Genomic DNA, 14,742 nt, shown 5'->3' on the forward strand with positions numbered 1-14,742 from the left:
CGAAGCATTCCTCGCTGCTTACTTCGTCCAACTCTTTGATTATCAAGGAGTTTTCCGTTTCGTCTGCGCCGGAAGTGGGGCGAATTATAGACAGATCCAGAGGGGCGTCAACACCTAATTTGAACTTTTAGCGAAAAAGCTAAAACTCCAATGAAATCCTATACTTCCCTTCTGTTTATATAGAGACCATGCGATCACACCCGCGAGAGAATAAGCCTCTAAAGAACACCCGCTTCACGCAGCGTCATTACGTCAGCGTCTGATAAGCCCAATACGCCGGTGAGAACCTCCAACGTATGCTCTCCCAACAACGGCGGCGCACGCCGATATTCAACAGGCGTCGCTGATAAACGGATAGGGCTGGCGACTTGAGGAACCGTTCCGCCCAACGCATGCGGCAAGTCCACCTGCAAGCCGCGGAACTGCACCTGCGGATCTGCGAACACCTGGGCGACATCGTTAATAGGCCCACACGGAACGCCCGCAACCTCCAATGCCGTGACCCACTCGGCAGTTGTCTTGAAGACGGTGGCCTGCCGAATCAGCGGGATCAACTCGGCACGATGCGCCACGCGCTGCTTGTTAGTCGCAAACCGCGGATCGCTGGCCCACTGCGGTTGCCCGGCCACTTCCGCAAATTTCCGGAATTGGTTGTCGTTGCCTACCGTGAGAATGAAATCGCCATCGGCAGTAGGGAAATCCTGGTAGGGCACGATATTCGGGTGAGCATTACCCAATCTCCTTGGCGAGACGCCTGTCGTCAGGTAATTCATTGCCTGATTCGCCAAGCAGGCGACCTGTACATCCAGCAAGGCCATATCGATATGCTGTCCGGGCCCTCCCTGGTCCCGGTGCGCCAGAGCAGCGAGAATCGCAGAAGTCGAATACAGCCCTGTCAGAATATCCGTCAGGGCCACGCCTACCTTGACCGGGCCGGCACCATCTTCCCCCTCGGGACGACCGGTAAGACTCATGAGTCCACCGAGCCCCTGAATCATAAAGTCGTAACCTGCTCGCTTGGCGTATGGCCCCGTCTGACCGAACCCGGTGATCGAGCAATAGATGAGCCTTGGGTTTTCCAACTGCAGCGATTCGTAGTCCAGGCCGTAGGCCTTCAGCCCGCCAACCTTAAAGTTCTCGATGACGATATCGGACCGAGCCGCCAGCTCGCGAACCAACCTCTGCCCTTCAGGCTGAGTGAAATCTATGGTGACTGACTGCTTGTTGCGGTTGGCCGAAAGGTAGTACGCAGCTTCGGACGTATTTTCTCCGCGCGGATCCTTCAGAAAGGGGGGGCCCCATGCGCGTGTGTCGTCGCCATTGCCGGGGCGCTCGATCTTAATCACCTCCGCACCCAGGTCAGCCAGAATTTGCCCCGCCCAAGGCCCGGCAAGAACCCGAGACAAGTCCAGCACACGCAGATGAGATAACGCGCCCATGGCAGGCTCCTTAGTAGAAGGCCTGAATGCCGGTCTGCGCGCGACCCAGGATGAGCGCATGGACGTCATGAGTACCTTCATAGGTATTCACCACTTCCAGGTTGACCAGATGCCTGGCGATACCGAACTCATCAGAAATACCGTTACCGCCCAGCATGTCACGCGCCATACGCGCGATGTCCAGGGACTTGCCGCAGGAGTTGCGTTTCATGATGGAGGTGATTTCGACCGCAGCAGTACCCTCGTCTTTCATTCGGCCAAGACGCAGGCAGCCTTGGAGCGCCAACGTGATCTCGGTCTGCATATCAGCGAGCTTTTTCTGGATCAACTGATTGGCTGCGAGCGGACGGCCGAACTGTTGACGGTCCAGCGTGTATTGACGCGCGGTGTGCCAGCAAAACTCGGCGGCCCCCAAGGCGCCCCAGGAGATGCCATAGCGTGCGGAGTTCAGGCACGTGAAAGGCCCTTTTAGACCTCGGACGTCCGGGAAGATGTTCTCTTCCGGCACAAACACGTTGTCCATCACGATCTCGCCTGTGATCGAGGCGCGAAGGCCGACCTTGCCGTGAATCGCCGGAGCAGTCAGGCCTTGCCAGCCTTTTTCCAGCACAAAGCCACGGATGTCCCCAGCGTCATCCTTGGCCCAGACAACGAACACGTCAGCGATCGGGCTGTTAGTGATCCACATTTTGCTGCCGGTGAGACGATAGCCGCCTTCGACGCTCCGCGCACGGGTGATCATCGCGCCCGGATCCGAACCATGATTGGGTTCGGTCAGGCCGAAGCAACCAATCCATTCTCCGGACGCGAGCTTTGGCAGGTACTTCTGTTTTTGCGCTTCGGTGCCGAATTCGTTGATAGGCACCATGACCAGGGAGGACTGCACGCTCATCATCGAGCGATAACCGGAATCGACGCGCTCGACTTCGCGAGCGATCAAGCCGTAACACACATAGTTCAGACCGCTACCGCCGTACTGCTCCGGGATCGTGGCACCGAGTAGACCTATCTCACCCATCTCGCGAAAGATCGCCGGGTCTGTCTTTTCATGCCGGAAGGCTTCAAGCACGCGCGGCGCCAGCTTGTCGTTGGCGAACTGCTCGGCGCTGTCGCGGACCATGCGCTCTTCTTCGGTGAGTTGCTGGTCCAGCAACAGGGGGTCGATCCAACTGAAACTTGCCTTGCCGCTCATGATTCTCTCCTCACCAAATGCGCTTCCGGACCTGCCGGTAAAGTAATGAAGCGAGCCTAGGCGTGAAGCCTTAACGGAGCAAACGACGATTTCGCATCATCTTGTGCTAATTTCTCACTCCGAAATCCGCTAGGCAGCACTCGGCCCACCCTTCTAAGTGAGGCAAAGGTACATGCGTCGTAAAATCCCAAGCACCGCTGCGCTGATAAGCTTCGAGGCAGCCGCGCGACACGAGAGCTTCACCAAGGCGGCCGAGGAGCTTTCCCTGACCCAGAGCGCGATCTGCCGTCAGATCGCGAGCCTGGAAGAGTTCTTGAATGTCAGCCTATTCCGACGCTCGCGACGGGGTTTGAAGCTTACTGAAGCGGGCCTTTCCTACAGCCGGCGCATCGCCACCCAACTCGATGCCGTTGAGCGCGACACGCTGTCAGTGATGGGTCATCAGGGCGTCAATGTGATCGAACTTGCGGTGGTGCCTACATTCGGCACGCAATGGCTACTTCCGCGCCTTAAAGATTTTCAGAAGAAACACCCTGACGTCACTATTAACCTGACCAACCGCACGCGCCCCTTTCTGTTCGCGGATACCGAATTCGACGCAGCGATCTACTTTGGCGATGCTGATTGGTCCGGTACCGAATCCCACAAACTAATGGGCGAAAACCCGATGCCTGTCTGCAGCCCCGCATTGCTCGGGGAACGGCATAGCATCAGCGCTCAAGACCTGGCCGAGATGCCGCTGCTTCAACAGACCACTCGGCCCTACGCCTGGCGGCAGTGGTTCAACTCGCTGGACATGGGCGTGGCACGCGACATGACGGGGCCGCGTTACGAGCTATTCTCCATGCTTGCGCAGGCCGCCATGCACGACATGGGTGTGGCGCTGATCCCGCCATTTCTTATTCAGCGTGAATTGGCCGAAAAACGACTGGTGATTGCCAATCCGCACCAGCTTTCAAGCGCTAAGGCGTATTACTTGATGATTCCGGAGCGTAAAACGGAATCGGCCTCCCTGAAAGCGTTTCGCGACTGGCTTATCCAGCAGGCCGGGACCTATTCGTTGCCTTGAGAGCCCTTCACAACCCCCATACTTTTCTGTAGTCCGCTTACTTTAAAACCTACAGATATCTTGATTTGTCGCATTTATGACACACCCAACTTATTTGGTCTAAACACCCAATAGTCATACAAATAGCGCCCTACAGCCTGATTTCGGCTGGTACTCGTACCTCATCGATTGAGAAGCGCCCAGCGCCTTAAATTCATTAAATGCCATACAGATCAATACGTTGTGCTAATTAGTGCGTCAATCGGTCACAGGATGACTTGTAGTACATTTTTCGTTCAGTTACAGAAACCCTTGAAGGCCTCTGGCATCCCCTGCAAAATGCCGCGCCCGGCTGCTTTAACGGGCGTAGTGATCGCAATTCCAGCCCTCGGGCCGTAGCGCGCTGGCCTCATTAAAGACAATAAGATCACGCAGGAGATTTGACGTGCACATTGGAGTCCCCCTCGAAACCCAGCTTGGTGAAACCCGGGTCGCCGCCACTCCCGAGACCATCAAAAAACTCATCGCCCAAGGCCACACAGTGACTGTTCAGAACGGCGCGGGCCTTGCAGCGAGCGTGACCGACAGTGCTTATGAGGCAGCAGGCGCCTTGGTGGGCAGCGCCGCCGATGCATTCGGTGCCGAACTCATTCTCAAGGTCTCCGCTCCCAGCGACGCTGAGCTCCCGCTGATCAAAAGCGGCGCAGTGGTTGTCGGGATGCTCAACCCTTTCAATAACGACATGATCACCAGGCTGGCCGAGCGCGGGATCACCGCCTTTGCCCTCGAAGCGGCGCCACGCACCTCGCGCGCGCAAAGCCTTGACGTACTGTCTTCCCAAGCCAACATTGCCGGCTATAAGTCTGTCCTGTTGGCGGCGCATCACTACCCACGCTTCATGCCCATGCTGATGACAGCGGCCGGTACGGTGAAAGCAGCGCGCGTGCTGATTCTCGGCGCGGGCGTTGCGGGGCTGCAGGCCATCGCCACTGCCAAACGTCTGGGTGCGGTCATTGAGGCTTCCGACGTACGTCCGGCCGTCAAGGAGCAGATCGAATCGCTGGGGGCCAAGTTCGTTGACGTGCCATACGAGACCGACGAGGAGCGCGAGGCTGCCGTGGGCGTCGGCGGTTACGCCCGCCCGATGCCGGCCAGCTGGATGCAGCGTCAGGCAGTGGCCGTGCATGAGCGCGCCAGGCAGGCGGACATCGTCATTACAACGGCGCTGATCCCCGGTCGCAAAGCGCCAGTGCTGTTGAGCGCTGAAACAGTTGCACAGATGAAGCCCGGTTCGGTGGTAATCGATCTGGCTGCAGCGCAGGGCGGCAACTGTCCGCTGACGGTGGCAGACCAAGTGGTGGTCGAGCACGGGGTGACCATCGTCGGCCACACGAACCTGCCTGCCATGGTCGCGGCGGATGCATCTGCTCTTTATGCGCGCAATCTGCTGGACTTCATGAAGCTGCTCTTCAACCAGGAAGGACAGTTCCAGATCAACCTCGAAGACGACATCGTTGCCGCGTGCCTTATGTGCCGCGATGGCCAAGTCATCCGCAAGAACGGCTGAGGATAAAAATAATGGAAGAGTTCATCTCACCCGGTATCTACAACCTGATCATTTTCGTGCTGGCCATTTATGTCGGCTACCACGTGGTCTGGAACGTGACGCCTGCGCTGCACACCCCGTTGATGGCGGTCACCAACGCTATCTCGGCCATCGTCATCGTCGGCGCCATGCTGGCCGCAGCGCTGACAGTAACGCCACTGGGCAAAACCATGGGCACGCTGGCGGTCGCGCTGGCCGCCGTTAACGTTTTCGGCGGTTTTCTGGTCACCCGGCGCATGCTGGAGATGTTCAAAAAGAAAGCGCCCAAGGTTAAAGACGAGGTAGCCAAGTAATGAGCATGAACCTCGTCACATTGCTGTACCTCGTTTCAGCAATCTGTTTCATCCAGGCGCTAAAGGGCTTGTCTCACCCGACCACATCGCGTCGAGGCAACCTGTTCGGCATGCTCGGCATGGGTCTGGCTGTTCTGACTACGATCGGACTGGTCTTCAAACTGGCCGCGCTGTCTACAGACGGTGCCAGCGCAGGCATTGGTTATATCCTGATCGGTTTGCTGGTCGGCGGCACTGCCGGCTCGATCATGGCCAAGCGCGTCGAAATGACCAAGATGCCGGAACTGGTCGCCTTCATGCACAGCATGATTGGTCTGGCAGCCGTATTCATCGCCATCGCTGCCGTCGTCGAACCACAGTCGCTCGGCATCGTTCACCACTTGGGTGATCCGATTCCAGCGGGCAACCGTCTGGAGTTGTTCCTTGGCGCGGCGATCGGGGCGATCACGTTCTCAGGTTCGGTCATCGCGTTCGGCAAATTGTCCGGCAAATACAAATTCCGCCTGTTCCAGGGCGCACCGGTGCAGTTTGCCGGTCAGCACAAGCTCAATCTGACTCTGGGTCTGGCGACACTGCTGTTCGGTATCACGTTCATGCTGACGGGCAGCCTGTTCGCGTTCAGCGTCATGCTGATCCTGGCGTTCGTGATTGGCGTGCTGCTGATTATTCCGATTGGCGGCGCAGACATGCCGGTCGTGGTGTCGATGCTCAACAGTTATTCGGGCTGGGCGGCGGCGGGTATTGGCTTCTCGCTGAACAACTCGATGCTGATCATCGCCGGCTCCCTGGTCGGCTCTTCCGGCGCGATTCTGTCGTACATCATGTGCAAAGCGATGAACCGCTCGTTCTTCAACGTGATTGGTGGCGGCTTCGGTGGCGCAACGGATGCCGGTACTGCGAGCGGCACCCAAGAAGCCCGCCCGGTCAAATCGGGATCGGCTGACGACGCGACTTTCCTGCTGACCAACGCTGATACCGTGATCATAGTGCCCGGCTACGGGCTGGCGGTCGCTCGAGCGCAACACGCGCTTAAAGAGCTGACCGAAAAGCTGACCCACGCAGGCGTCACGGTGAAGTACGCGATCCACCCGGTGGCCGGTCGGATGCCGGGGCATATGAACGTGCTGCTGGCGGAGGCCGAGGTGCCTTACGATCAGGTGTTCGAGATGGAGGACATCAACTCCGAATTCGGTCAGGCGGACGTCGTCCTGGTGTTAGGCGCCAACGATGTGGTCAATCCGGCGGCCAAGAACGATCCCAAGTCGCCAATTGCCGGCATGCCAATTCTTGAGGCGTACAAGGCCAAGACCATCATCGTCAACAAGCGCTCCATGGCCAGCGGCTATGCAGGCCTGGATAACGAACTGTTCTATCTGGACAAAACCATGATGGTCTTTGGTGACGCCAAAAAGGTCATTGAAGACATGGTCAAAGCGATCGAATAACGGTTGCAACCCGCGATAAAACAACCCTCGGCGCAGGTGATGGCCGAGGGTTTTTTACACCCCGGGTAAAAGTGTTTCTCGCGCAGAGGCGCTAATTAGAGCCTTTATTGCGACCTTGGTAGCGGGACGAACAAACCTCAAATCTCTAGACTTCGCTCACGCATCTTTGTCATGAGATTAAACACCATGCACCGTGAACGAATCCGTCTGCCCTCACTGATGAGCAAGATAATGAGTGCGTCCGACGCCGCTTCCTTGATCAAGGACGGCATGACCGTCGGCATGAGCGGCTTCACCCGCGCCGGGGAAGCCAAAGCCGTGCCCCAGGCGCTGGCCGATCGAGCCAAGACCACACCGTTGAAGATCAGCCTGATGACCGGCGCCAGCCTGGGAAATGATCTGGACAAGCAACTGACGGAAGCTGGCGTGCTCTCCCGCCGCATGCCGTTTCAGGTCGACAGCACCCTGCGCAAGGCCATCAACGACGGCACTGTGATGTTCATCGATCAACACTTGTCGGACACCGTCGAGCAGTTGCGCAATCGCCAGATCAAGGCAGTGGATATCGCCGTGATTGAATGTGTGGCAATCACCGAAGAAGGGCACCTGGTGCTCAGCACGTCAGTCGGCAACTCGGCGAGCTTCGCCATTCTTGCGGAACACGTGATCATCGAGATCAACCTCGCCCAGCCCTTGGAGCTCGAGGGGTTGCATGACATCTATATACCCACTTACCGGCCAACGCGCCTGCCGATCCCGGTGCTCAAGACCGATACCCGAATTGGTAGCCAGGCCGTGAAGATCGATCCGGCCAAGATCGTCGGCATCGTGATCAGCAATCAACCCGACTCGCCGTCGACTGTATTGCCGGCAGACACAGACACTCAGGCCATCGCAGGCCACCTTGTCGAGTTCTTCAAGAATGAAGTGCGACTGAACCGACTCACCAACCAGCTCATGCCGCTGCAGGCGGGGGTAGGCACGATCGCCAATGCCGTCATGACGGGGCTGATCGATTCACCTTTTCACGGCATGACCATGTATTCGGAAGTGCTACAGGACTCGACGTTCGATCTGTTCGAGGCGGGGAAGCTGGATTTTGCTTCGGGCTGTTCCATGACGCTGTCCGAGCGTAAGCATGCCGCGGTCTATGACAACCTTGAGCAGTACAGATCCAGACTGTTATTGCGGCCTCAGGAGATCTCTAACCATCCGGAGGTCGTACGCCGGCTGGGCATCATCGGCATTAACACTGCCCTGGAATTCGACCTGTACGGGAACGTCAATTCCACCCACGTGGGTGGCACGCGGATGATGAACGGGATCGGGGGATCGGGGGATTTCGCGCGTAACGCCCATCTCGCCATTTTCGTGACCAAGTCGATTGCCAAAGCCGGGGCGATCTCGAGTGTTGTGCCCATGGTCAGCCATGTAGATCACACCGAACACGACGTCGACATCCTGGTGACAGAGATCGGATTGGCAGACCTGCGAGGTCTGGCACCCCGCGAACGCGCCCGGGTCATCATCGACAACTGCGTGCACCCGGCGTATCGCGAGGCGCTGAATGACTACTTCCGCCGGGCCTGCGCAATTGGCGGTCACACCCCACATGTTCTGCGGGATGCACTGAGTTGGCACCTCAACCTGGAAGAAACGGGTCGCATGTTGGCGATCTGAAAGCACAGTTTGTCAGTGGCGGCGACCTTTCGTCGTCACAGTTCGAGCGGTGAACGCAAATCCTGCAAAAACTGTACTGCTGTATGGGTGATTTTTCCTGGGCAGCACCGGAAATCCACCCTCTAAGCATCCAAAAAGCACACTTCTGGTGCAGACCCGTACAGTTGCCCCGCTTCCGAACAAAACAGTGGTGTTTAACAGTTAACTGGAGCAGCACAATACAAATGAACTGTGTCTAGAGAGAGAAGGGCAATGAGAGGAATATTGTCACCAATCAAGTCACTCTCTAATCCCGCCACAAGCGGAAGGAAGAAGCATCATGGAACGCACCGTCAGTTCCGAACTGTTCTACGAAGAAACCGCAAAAACCGCACAAGCCTCGTTGCCGCTGCGCATGTTCGCCAATCTGATGCTCTGGCAGCGTCGTCTGTCCAGCCGCCATCAACTGGCTCGTCTGGATGCACGCTTGCTGGCTGACGCCGGTATCAGCGAATCCCAGCGTTACGAAGAGCTGAGCAAGCCGTTCTGGCGCTAATTTAGCGTCTGCTGGTCCAGGCTACGCGCCTCTCACCAGCAACCCGAATTGTTCAAACAAAACCCGTCAGCAGGTCACTGCTGACGGGTTTTGTCGTTTCAGCCGGAAACAAAGCCTGGTAAGCGCTGACCAGTACAGTTTAATAAATCTGTTTAAACACCTATACAGAGCAATAACTCCGGGGCATTTGTAGCAAGTGTGCATCGCAATGTTGCGACCTGCACAAGGCCGGGATGGCTCGCGCGACCGCTTATAAGCTAATCTTCGGCTACCGTGACCACGCACTCGCGAGACAGCTATCGCTGAGCTTCCGATTTAAGCGTCAGTGGTTTTCGAATCCCGTTACTTTGGAGTGCCTATATGTCTCGTGTTCGTCTGTTGAGTGCCGCTTTGCTGATCGTTGCTGCCACCGGAGCCCAGGCTTCCAGTTTCGTCGTTACAACTGACACCATCGTCCGTGCGCTAGATGCTTCTTCCAATGCCACGTCTAAAATCTCCTCCTCCTTCCATGACGACAAGATCGTTCTGGCCGCCCGCGACGACGCAGCAAGCTTCGTTGCCAGCGAAGGCGAGATCCGTGGTGTGAAGCTTCAGGGCGCCCTGCAACACATTCGCGAGGTTGCACCTGGCCTGCAAGCGTCGGACGCGCAACTCGCACAAGCGATTCTTGCCATCTGATTCAGTATCGCGACAGGTTTATCCAGGGCGCGCCTGGGCCTTTGCTCTGGCTCTGGCCCGGGTGTTGCGCTAGCCTTGCGACTCGTATCGCTAAACCTGAACAGCCCTGAATAGCCATGCAATCGTTGTCTCGCCTAGTGCTTGCCGTCACCGCCACCTTGAGTGTTTCCACTCAGGTTCTGGCGTTCGATGTGACCACACAAAGCCTGGTCAAAACCGGATACGCCACCAGCCAGGTGACGACAGGGCCTTTCGATAGCAAGTTGATAATTGCCGCCCAGGATGATGCTGCAGTGTTTGTCGCCAGTGACGGCCAACTGCGAGGAGCACGGCTGGAGTCGGCGATTGAGTACCTGCGTCAATCCCGTCCAAAACTTCATGCAAGCGACCTTGAACTGGCGCAGGCAATCCTCGTCCAATAGTCACTTTTTTGTAACTTCCGTATTTTGGAGACGTTCCATGCGTACCCCGTTGATCGCTGCCGCCCTCGGCCTGCTCTTGCTGACTGACATGGCACAGGCACAAACCCTGAAGGCCACCAGTAACATCGTCGTTCGCGCCCTCGGCCGCAGCATCGATTTCACCTCAGACACCACTTCATCCGTGCGCAACTGGAAACTCGTGCTTGAAGCCCGTGACGATGCCGCCAGTTATGTTGCCAGTAACGGCGATATCCATGGCGCACTGCTCGACGCAGCTTTCATCACATTGCGCGATCGCCTGCCTGAAGCCCGCAACGCCAGTGACCAGGACCTCGCCGAGGCCATCCTCGCACTGTGAAACGCCTCGCTGTCTGGCTGCTGACGTCGGCGCTCTCGCTGATTTGCACGAACGCCTTCGCCGACCTCAGCCTGTCGCTGCATACCGACGGGCTCAGTCCTGCTCAACAAAAGGCCAGCCAGACATTGCTCGACGAAGCCATGGCGCACCTGCCGCCATTGTTTGTCAGCAAGCTTGATAGAAAGGTCGAAGTGCATTGGACCGACGACATGCCGTCCAATGCCTACGGTCGTGCAGACGGTCCGTACCGTCTGGACCTGAATGAGCACCTGCTCGCAGGCCTGACCGATGGCAGCGCCGCAACGACCCGAACCAATCGTCCTCACGGCACCGTGCGCGAGGAAATGCTCGCCACGGTTCTGCATGAGCTGACCCATATCTATGATCACGCGCAGCTCTGGTCCCCTGAAGACCGGAGGCTGATTGTCGCTTGTGCCCGACAGGGCAAGAGCGTGGGCAAAGTAGGCCTGCGTGACAGCTGCCGGGGGCAAACCGACCGACGCTTCACGTTGAGTGATGATCCGCGCCTTCTGGATCTGGCCGGCTGGCCGCAATACGTCGGCCGCCGCGGTGACAGGGAAGAGCGCAACGGCCAGGTCGCGCGCAGTCCGGACATCTACGAAATCAGCAGCCCGCTGGAATTCGTTGCGGTGAACATGGAGTACTTCCTCCTCGATCCCGCTTACGCCTGCCGCCGTCCAGCGCTGTACGACTATTACAAGGCCCGGTTCAACTGGGCGCCAGCGAGGAAGGATCAGTGCCCGACGTCCTATCCTTATCTCAACGCAGGTAACGACTTTGCCCGGGAGCCGCTGGGCAAGCTCGACCCCGAGCGGGTTTACGAAGTCGATTACCTGCTGGCCGAGGCCAACCAGAATCTGGCGAGCCGTTGGGGCCATAGCATGCTGCGGCTGGTGATCTGCAAGCCCGGTCGCCCGCGTGGCCCCGACTGCCGGCTGGACCTGGATCAGCACCTGGTGCTGTCGTACCGCGCCTTTGTCAACGACCTGCAGCTGTCCAGCTGGAGCGGCTTGACCGGCAAATATCCGTCGCGCCTGTTTGTCCTGCCGCTGGGTCAGGTCATCGATGAGTACACCAAGACCGAACTGCGCGGCCTGGCCTCGGTCCCGCTGAAACTGTCCCGTGAGGAGATCAACGGCCTGGTTCAACACGCCGCCGAGATGCACTGGGCATACGACGGGGATTACTGGTTCCTGTCCAATAACTGCGCGGTGGAAAACCTGAAACTACTGCGCAGCGGCACTGACGATCCGCGGCTTGTCGGGCTGGACAGCATCATGCCCAACGGGCTGCTGGAAGTGCTGAAGGGCAGGGGACTGGCAGACACCAGCGTATTGGACGATCCGAAGAAAGCGCTGCGCATGGGCTACCGCTTCGACTCGTACCGAGACCGTTACCAGGCGATGTTCGATGTGCTGCGCAAGACCACCCGTGTCAAGCAAACCACGGTGGAAGACTGGCTGGCACTGACGCCCCAGGAGCGACGCCCTTATTTCGCTCAGGCGGATCTACGCACCAGCGCGGCGATGCTGCTGCTGGAACAGGCCGGGCTGCGTCGTCAGTTATTGCTGGCGCAGGATGAGGTCAAGCAGCGCTACCTCAGTGCCGTGGAGCAAAAGGATAACGGCGTCTCCAGGGCGACAGGCACGCTGCAGGACATTCTGGCCAACAGCGGATTCCTGAGTCGTCCCGCAGAATTGCTCGGCAGCGGCGGCTACGGTCTGCCGCAGGAAGGCGAGTGGAAGCGCCTGGAAGACGAGAGCAGTCAGCGGCAGAAACAACTGCAGCGGCTCAGCGGCGACCTGGACAAAGAGGTGAGGGCGCTGCTCGATCCCGACCGTGCCGCCGAGATCGCTGCGACCGAAGACAACCTCAAGCAGGTCGGCGAGCACCTTCGGGCGTTGCACAAGGCAGCGGGAGGGCTGGAGCTGCCTTGATCATTGCGCGGCTAAACGCTCCGCGATAGTTCAGGCAGTTTCCCCAGGCTCGCTTGGCAGATGCTCGTCGAGGTGCAGCCAGGGCAGGCGGCTGTCGGTCCAGATGTGTCGATCGGCAGGCGTCAGCTCCGGATGATCGAGGGTGGCGATGGTCACATCCATGGTCTCCGGGCTATTGCGGCTGAACAGCGCGACCTGCGCTCCACAGTTATTGCAGAAATACCTTACGCACGTCGCACCCGAATCATAAGTGGTGGGGCTGCCCGCCAGCCATTTGAAAGCATCGACCGGCACGCTGGTCCAGGTCATCACAATGCCGCCTGACGTGCGCCGACAAATCGAACAGTGGCAGTGGGCAACGTCATCAACGGGGCCATCGAGCTGGTAACGCAGATTGCCGCAATGGCATCCGCCATTATGCAATTGACTCATGAGGACTCTCCCGATTGTGTATGGGTCTGACCGCATCCTGAGGTGGATAACTCAAATTCCCGCTCGTCAACTTGAGAAGTGCAACGAAAGCTGGCTGAAAGCTTCCCCGTTTAGCATCACCTTACCGCCGGCGAAAGACCGGTCGGCCAGGACGAACGCGCTTGACGTTCTCCGGCCCGTCTACAACAACAATTAGGTGATTCCCGATGCTTGCATGTGCCCTGCAGTACCCCCTCCGTAATCCCCGACTCCACGCGCCGCTCGTCTTGAGCTGATCGATTCGTCTCGTCTGTTCCCCGCCGCGTAACGCTGGAGTATTGCTATGTTGACCTTCCTCGGCTTCGCCATGGTCGTCGCCTTCATGTACCTGATCATGAGCAAGCGCCTCTCAGCGCTCATTGCCTTGATCATCGTTCCTATCGTGTTTGCCCTGTTCGGTGGCTTCGCCTCGGAAATCGGCCCAATGATGCTTGCGGGCATCACCAAGCTTGCGCCAACGGGCGTGATGCTGATGTTCGCCATTCTTTATTTCGCACTGATGATCGACTCCGGGCTGTTCGACCCGGCCGTGCGCAAGATCCTCAAGCTGGTAAAAGGCGACCCGGTCAAAGTGTCGGTCGGTACGGCAGTACTGGCGCTGGTTGTCTCCCTGGACGGTGACGGCGCCACGACGTATATGATCTGTGTGGCCGCCATGCTGCCGCTGTACAGCCGTCTGGGCATGAGCCCGCGTATCATGGCCGGCTTGATCATTCTGGCCGGCGGCGTGATGAACATGACGCCATGGGGCGGCCCGACCGCGCGTGCGGCGAGCGCCCTGCATGTCGATCCATCCGACATCTTCGTGCCCATGATTCCGGCAATGCTGGCGGGCGTCGTGGCAATTCTGGTGATCGCCTACTTCTACGGCAAACGTGAACGTGCGCGCCTGGGTGAACTGCACCTGCCGGGTGACGAAGTCGATCACAGCGACATCAGCGTTTCGCAGTTTCCTGAAGCCCGTCGTCCCAAACTGATCTGGTTCAACGCCGCCCTGACGCTGGTGCTGATGGTGGCGCTGATCATGGGCCTGCTGCCGCTGCCGGTGCTGTTCATGATCGCATTCAGTATCGCGATGATCGTCAACTACCCGTGCCTGCAAGCGCAGAAAGACCGTGTCGCGGCCCACGCCGGCAGCGTGCTGGCGGTGGTCGGACTGATTTTTGCTGCGGGGATCTTTACCGGTATCCTGTCCGGCACCGGAATGGTCGACGCGATGTCGAAGAGCCTGCTGGCCGTGATCCCGGACGCGATGGGCCCTTACCTGGCCGTGATCACGGCGGTTGTCAGCATGCCGTTCACCTTCTTCATGTCCAACGATGCGTTCTACTACGGCGTGCTGCCGGTATTGGCCGAAGCCGCTTCGCATTACGGCATCAGCCCGGTGGAAATGGCACGTGCCTCGATCGTCGGCCAGCCCGTCCACCTGTTGAGTCCGTTGGTGCCTTCGACGTATCTGCTGGTGGCACTGGCGGGCATCGAGTTCGGTGATCACCAGCGCTTTACGCTTAAATGGGCCGTGCTGGTGTGCGTGTGCATTCTGATCGCTGCACTGCTGATGGGGATTTTCCCGTTCTTCAGCAGTCTATAACGCAACTCAACGCTCCCTCTGGCGCC

Annotated in this window: 14 protein-coding genes; 11 read left to right on the top strand and 3 right to left on the bottom strand. The window is 58.4% G+C overall.

Annotated features, from left to right (window positions below):
- Positions 1-218: 218 nt before the first annotated feature.
- Both ACYAR8_RS16550 and ACYAR8_RS16555 read right to left on the bottom strand, forming a co-directional pair.
- Positions 219-1,439 (bottom strand): CaiB/BaiF CoA transferase family protein, encoded by a 1,221-nt coding sequence (locus ACYAR8_RS16550; protein WP_074892481.1) that lies wholly within the window; start codon positions 1,437-1,439, stop codon positions 219-221.
- A gap of 10 nt (positions 1,440-1,449) precedes the next feature.
- Positions 1,450-2,631: an acyl-CoA dehydrogenase gene (locus ACYAR8_RS16555; protein WP_108121312.1), complete on the bottom strand. Its 1,182-nt coding sequence runs from the start codon at positions 2,629-2,631 to the stop codon at positions 1,450-1,452.
- A gap of 172 nt (positions 2,632-2,803) precedes the next feature.
- Here ACYAR8_RS16555 and ACYAR8_RS16560 point away from each other — a divergent pair, with 172 nt between their 5' ends.
- From ACYAR8_RS16560 to ACYAR8_RS16605, 10 genes are all read left to right on the top strand, one after another.
- Complete coding sequence (locus ACYAR8_RS16560) at positions 2,804-3,700, top strand: LysR family transcriptional regulator (protein WP_463580457.1); 897 nt, start codon at positions 2,804-2,806, stop codon at positions 3,698-3,700.
- Positions 3,701-4,124: 424 nt separating this feature from the next.
- The gene (locus ACYAR8_RS16565; RefSeq protein WP_463580458.1) at positions 4,125-5,246 is read left to right on the top strand and encodes a Re/Si-specific NAD(P)(+) transhydrogenase subunit alpha; all 1,122 of its coding nucleotides are present in this window, start codon (positions 4,125-4,127) and stop codon (positions 5,244-5,246) included.
- 11 nt (positions 5,247-5,257) lie between these two features.
- Positions 5,258-5,578 carry an NAD(P) transhydrogenase subunit alpha part 2 gene (locus ACYAR8_RS16570; protein WP_074892477.1) on the top strand — a complete coding sequence of 107 codons (321 nt, stop codon included), beginning with the start codon at positions 5,258-5,260 and terminating at the stop codon, positions 5,576-5,578.
- A complete protein-coding gene (locus tag ACYAR8_RS16575) occupies positions 5,578-7,023 on the top strand; it encodes an NAD(P)(+) transhydrogenase (Re/Si-specific) subunit beta (RefSeq protein ID WP_108121309.1) in 1,446 nt (481 codons plus the stop codon). The genes ACYAR8_RS16570 and ACYAR8_RS16575 overlap by 1 nt, the downstream gene beginning before the upstream one ends.
- A gap of 186 nt (positions 7,024-7,209) precedes the next feature.
- A complete protein-coding gene (locus ACYAR8_RS16580) occupies positions 7,210-8,703 on the top strand; it encodes an acetyl-CoA hydrolase/transferase family protein (protein WP_463580459.1) in 1,494 nt (497 codons plus the stop codon).
- 319 nt (positions 8,704-9,022) lie between these two features.
- Complete coding sequence (locus tag ACYAR8_RS16585; protein WP_074892474.1) at positions 9,023-9,238, top strand: DUF1127 domain-containing protein; 216 nt, start codon at positions 9,023-9,025, stop codon at positions 9,236-9,238.
- A 360-nt stretch (positions 9,239-9,598) separates the two neighbouring features.
- Positions 9,599-9,916 carry a DUF2388 domain-containing protein gene (locus ACYAR8_RS16590; protein ID WP_463580460.1) on the top strand — a complete coding sequence of 106 codons (318 nt, stop codon included), beginning with the start codon at positions 9,599-9,601 and terminating at the stop codon, positions 9,914-9,916.
- 116 nt (positions 9,917-10,032) lie between these two features.
- On the top strand, positions 10,033-10,338 hold the full coding sequence (locus ACYAR8_RS16595) for a DUF2388 domain-containing protein (RefSeq protein WP_108121307.1): 306 nt from the start codon (positions 10,033-10,035) through the stop codon (positions 10,336-10,338).
- Between the two features lie 37 nt (positions 10,339-10,375).
- The gene (locus ACYAR8_RS16600) at positions 10,376-10,696 is read left to right on the top strand and encodes a DUF2388 domain-containing protein (protein WP_037017155.1); all 321 of its coding nucleotides are present in this window, start codon (positions 10,376-10,378) and stop codon (positions 10,694-10,696) included.
- Positions 10,693-12,654: a DUF7844 domain-containing protein gene (locus ACYAR8_RS16605; RefSeq protein ID WP_463580461.1), complete on the top strand. Its 1,962-nt coding sequence runs from the start codon at positions 10,693-10,695 to the stop codon at positions 12,652-12,654. Before ACYAR8_RS16600 ends, ACYAR8_RS16605 begins: the two co-directional genes overlap by 4 nt.
- Positions 12,655-12,684: 30 nt before the next feature.
- Here ACYAR8_RS16605 and ACYAR8_RS16610 read toward each other — a convergent pair whose 3' ends face one another.
- Positions 12,685-13,086, bottom strand: a complete 402-nt coding sequence (locus ACYAR8_RS16610) for a GFA family protein (RefSeq protein WP_108121305.1) — start codon at positions 13,084-13,086, stop codon at positions 12,685-12,687.
- A 322-nt stretch (positions 13,087-13,408) separates the two neighbouring features.
- Between ACYAR8_RS16610 and ACYAR8_RS16615 the strand changes: the two genes are divergently transcribed.
- Positions 13,409-14,716 (top strand): CitMHS family transporter, encoded by a 1,308-nt coding sequence (locus tag ACYAR8_RS16615; RefSeq protein WP_065987898.1) that lies wholly within the window; start codon positions 13,409-13,411, stop codon positions 14,714-14,716.
- Positions 14,717-14,742 lie beyond the last annotated feature (26 nt).

It is taken from the genome of Pseudomonas sp. HP_01 (genome assembly GCF_055284355.1).

Coding starts and splice junctions, on each gene's coding strand:
- ACYAR8_RS16550 (WP_074892481.1), bottom strand. CDS start 1,439: ATGGGCGCGTTATCTCATCTGCGTGTGCTGGACTTGTCTCGGGTTCTT.
- ACYAR8_RS16555 (WP_108121312.1), bottom strand. CDS start 2,631: ATGAGCGGCAAGGCAAGTTTCAGTTGGATCGACCCCCTGTTGCTGGAC.
- ACYAR8_RS16560 (WP_463580457.1), top strand. CDS start 2,804: ATGCGTCGTAAAATCCCAAGCACCGCTGCGCTGATAAGCTTCGAGGCA.
- ACYAR8_RS16570 (WP_074892477.1), top strand. CDS start 5,258: ATGGAAGAGTTCATCTCACCCGGTATCTACAACCTGATCATTTTCGTG.
- ACYAR8_RS16575 (WP_108121309.1), top strand. CDS start 5,578: ATGAGCATGAACCTCGTCACATTGCTGTACCTCGTTTCAGCAATCTGT.
- ACYAR8_RS16580 (WP_463580459.1), top strand. CDS start 7,210: ATGCACCGTGAACGAATCCGTCTGCCCTCACTGATGAGCAAGATAATG.
- ACYAR8_RS16585 (WP_074892474.1), top strand. CDS start 9,023: ATGGAACGCACCGTCAGTTCCGAACTGTTCTACGAAGAAACCGCAAAA.
- ACYAR8_RS16590 (WP_463580460.1), top strand. CDS start 9,599: ATGTCTCGTGTTCGTCTGTTGAGTGCCGCTTTGCTGATCGTTGCTGCC.
- ACYAR8_RS16595 (WP_108121307.1), top strand. CDS start 10,033: ATGCAATCGTTGTCTCGCCTAGTGCTTGCCGTCACCGCCACCTTGAGT.
- ACYAR8_RS16600 (WP_037017155.1), top strand. CDS start 10,376: ATGCGTACCCCGTTGATCGCTGCCGCCCTCGGCCTGCTCTTGCTGACT.
- ACYAR8_RS16610 (WP_108121305.1), bottom strand. CDS start 13,086: ATGAGTCAATTGCATAATGGCGGATGCCATTGCGGCAATCTGCGTTAC.
- ACYAR8_RS16615 (WP_065987898.1), top strand. CDS start 13,409: ATGTTGACCTTCCTCGGCTTCGCCATGGTCGTCGCCTTCATGTACCTG.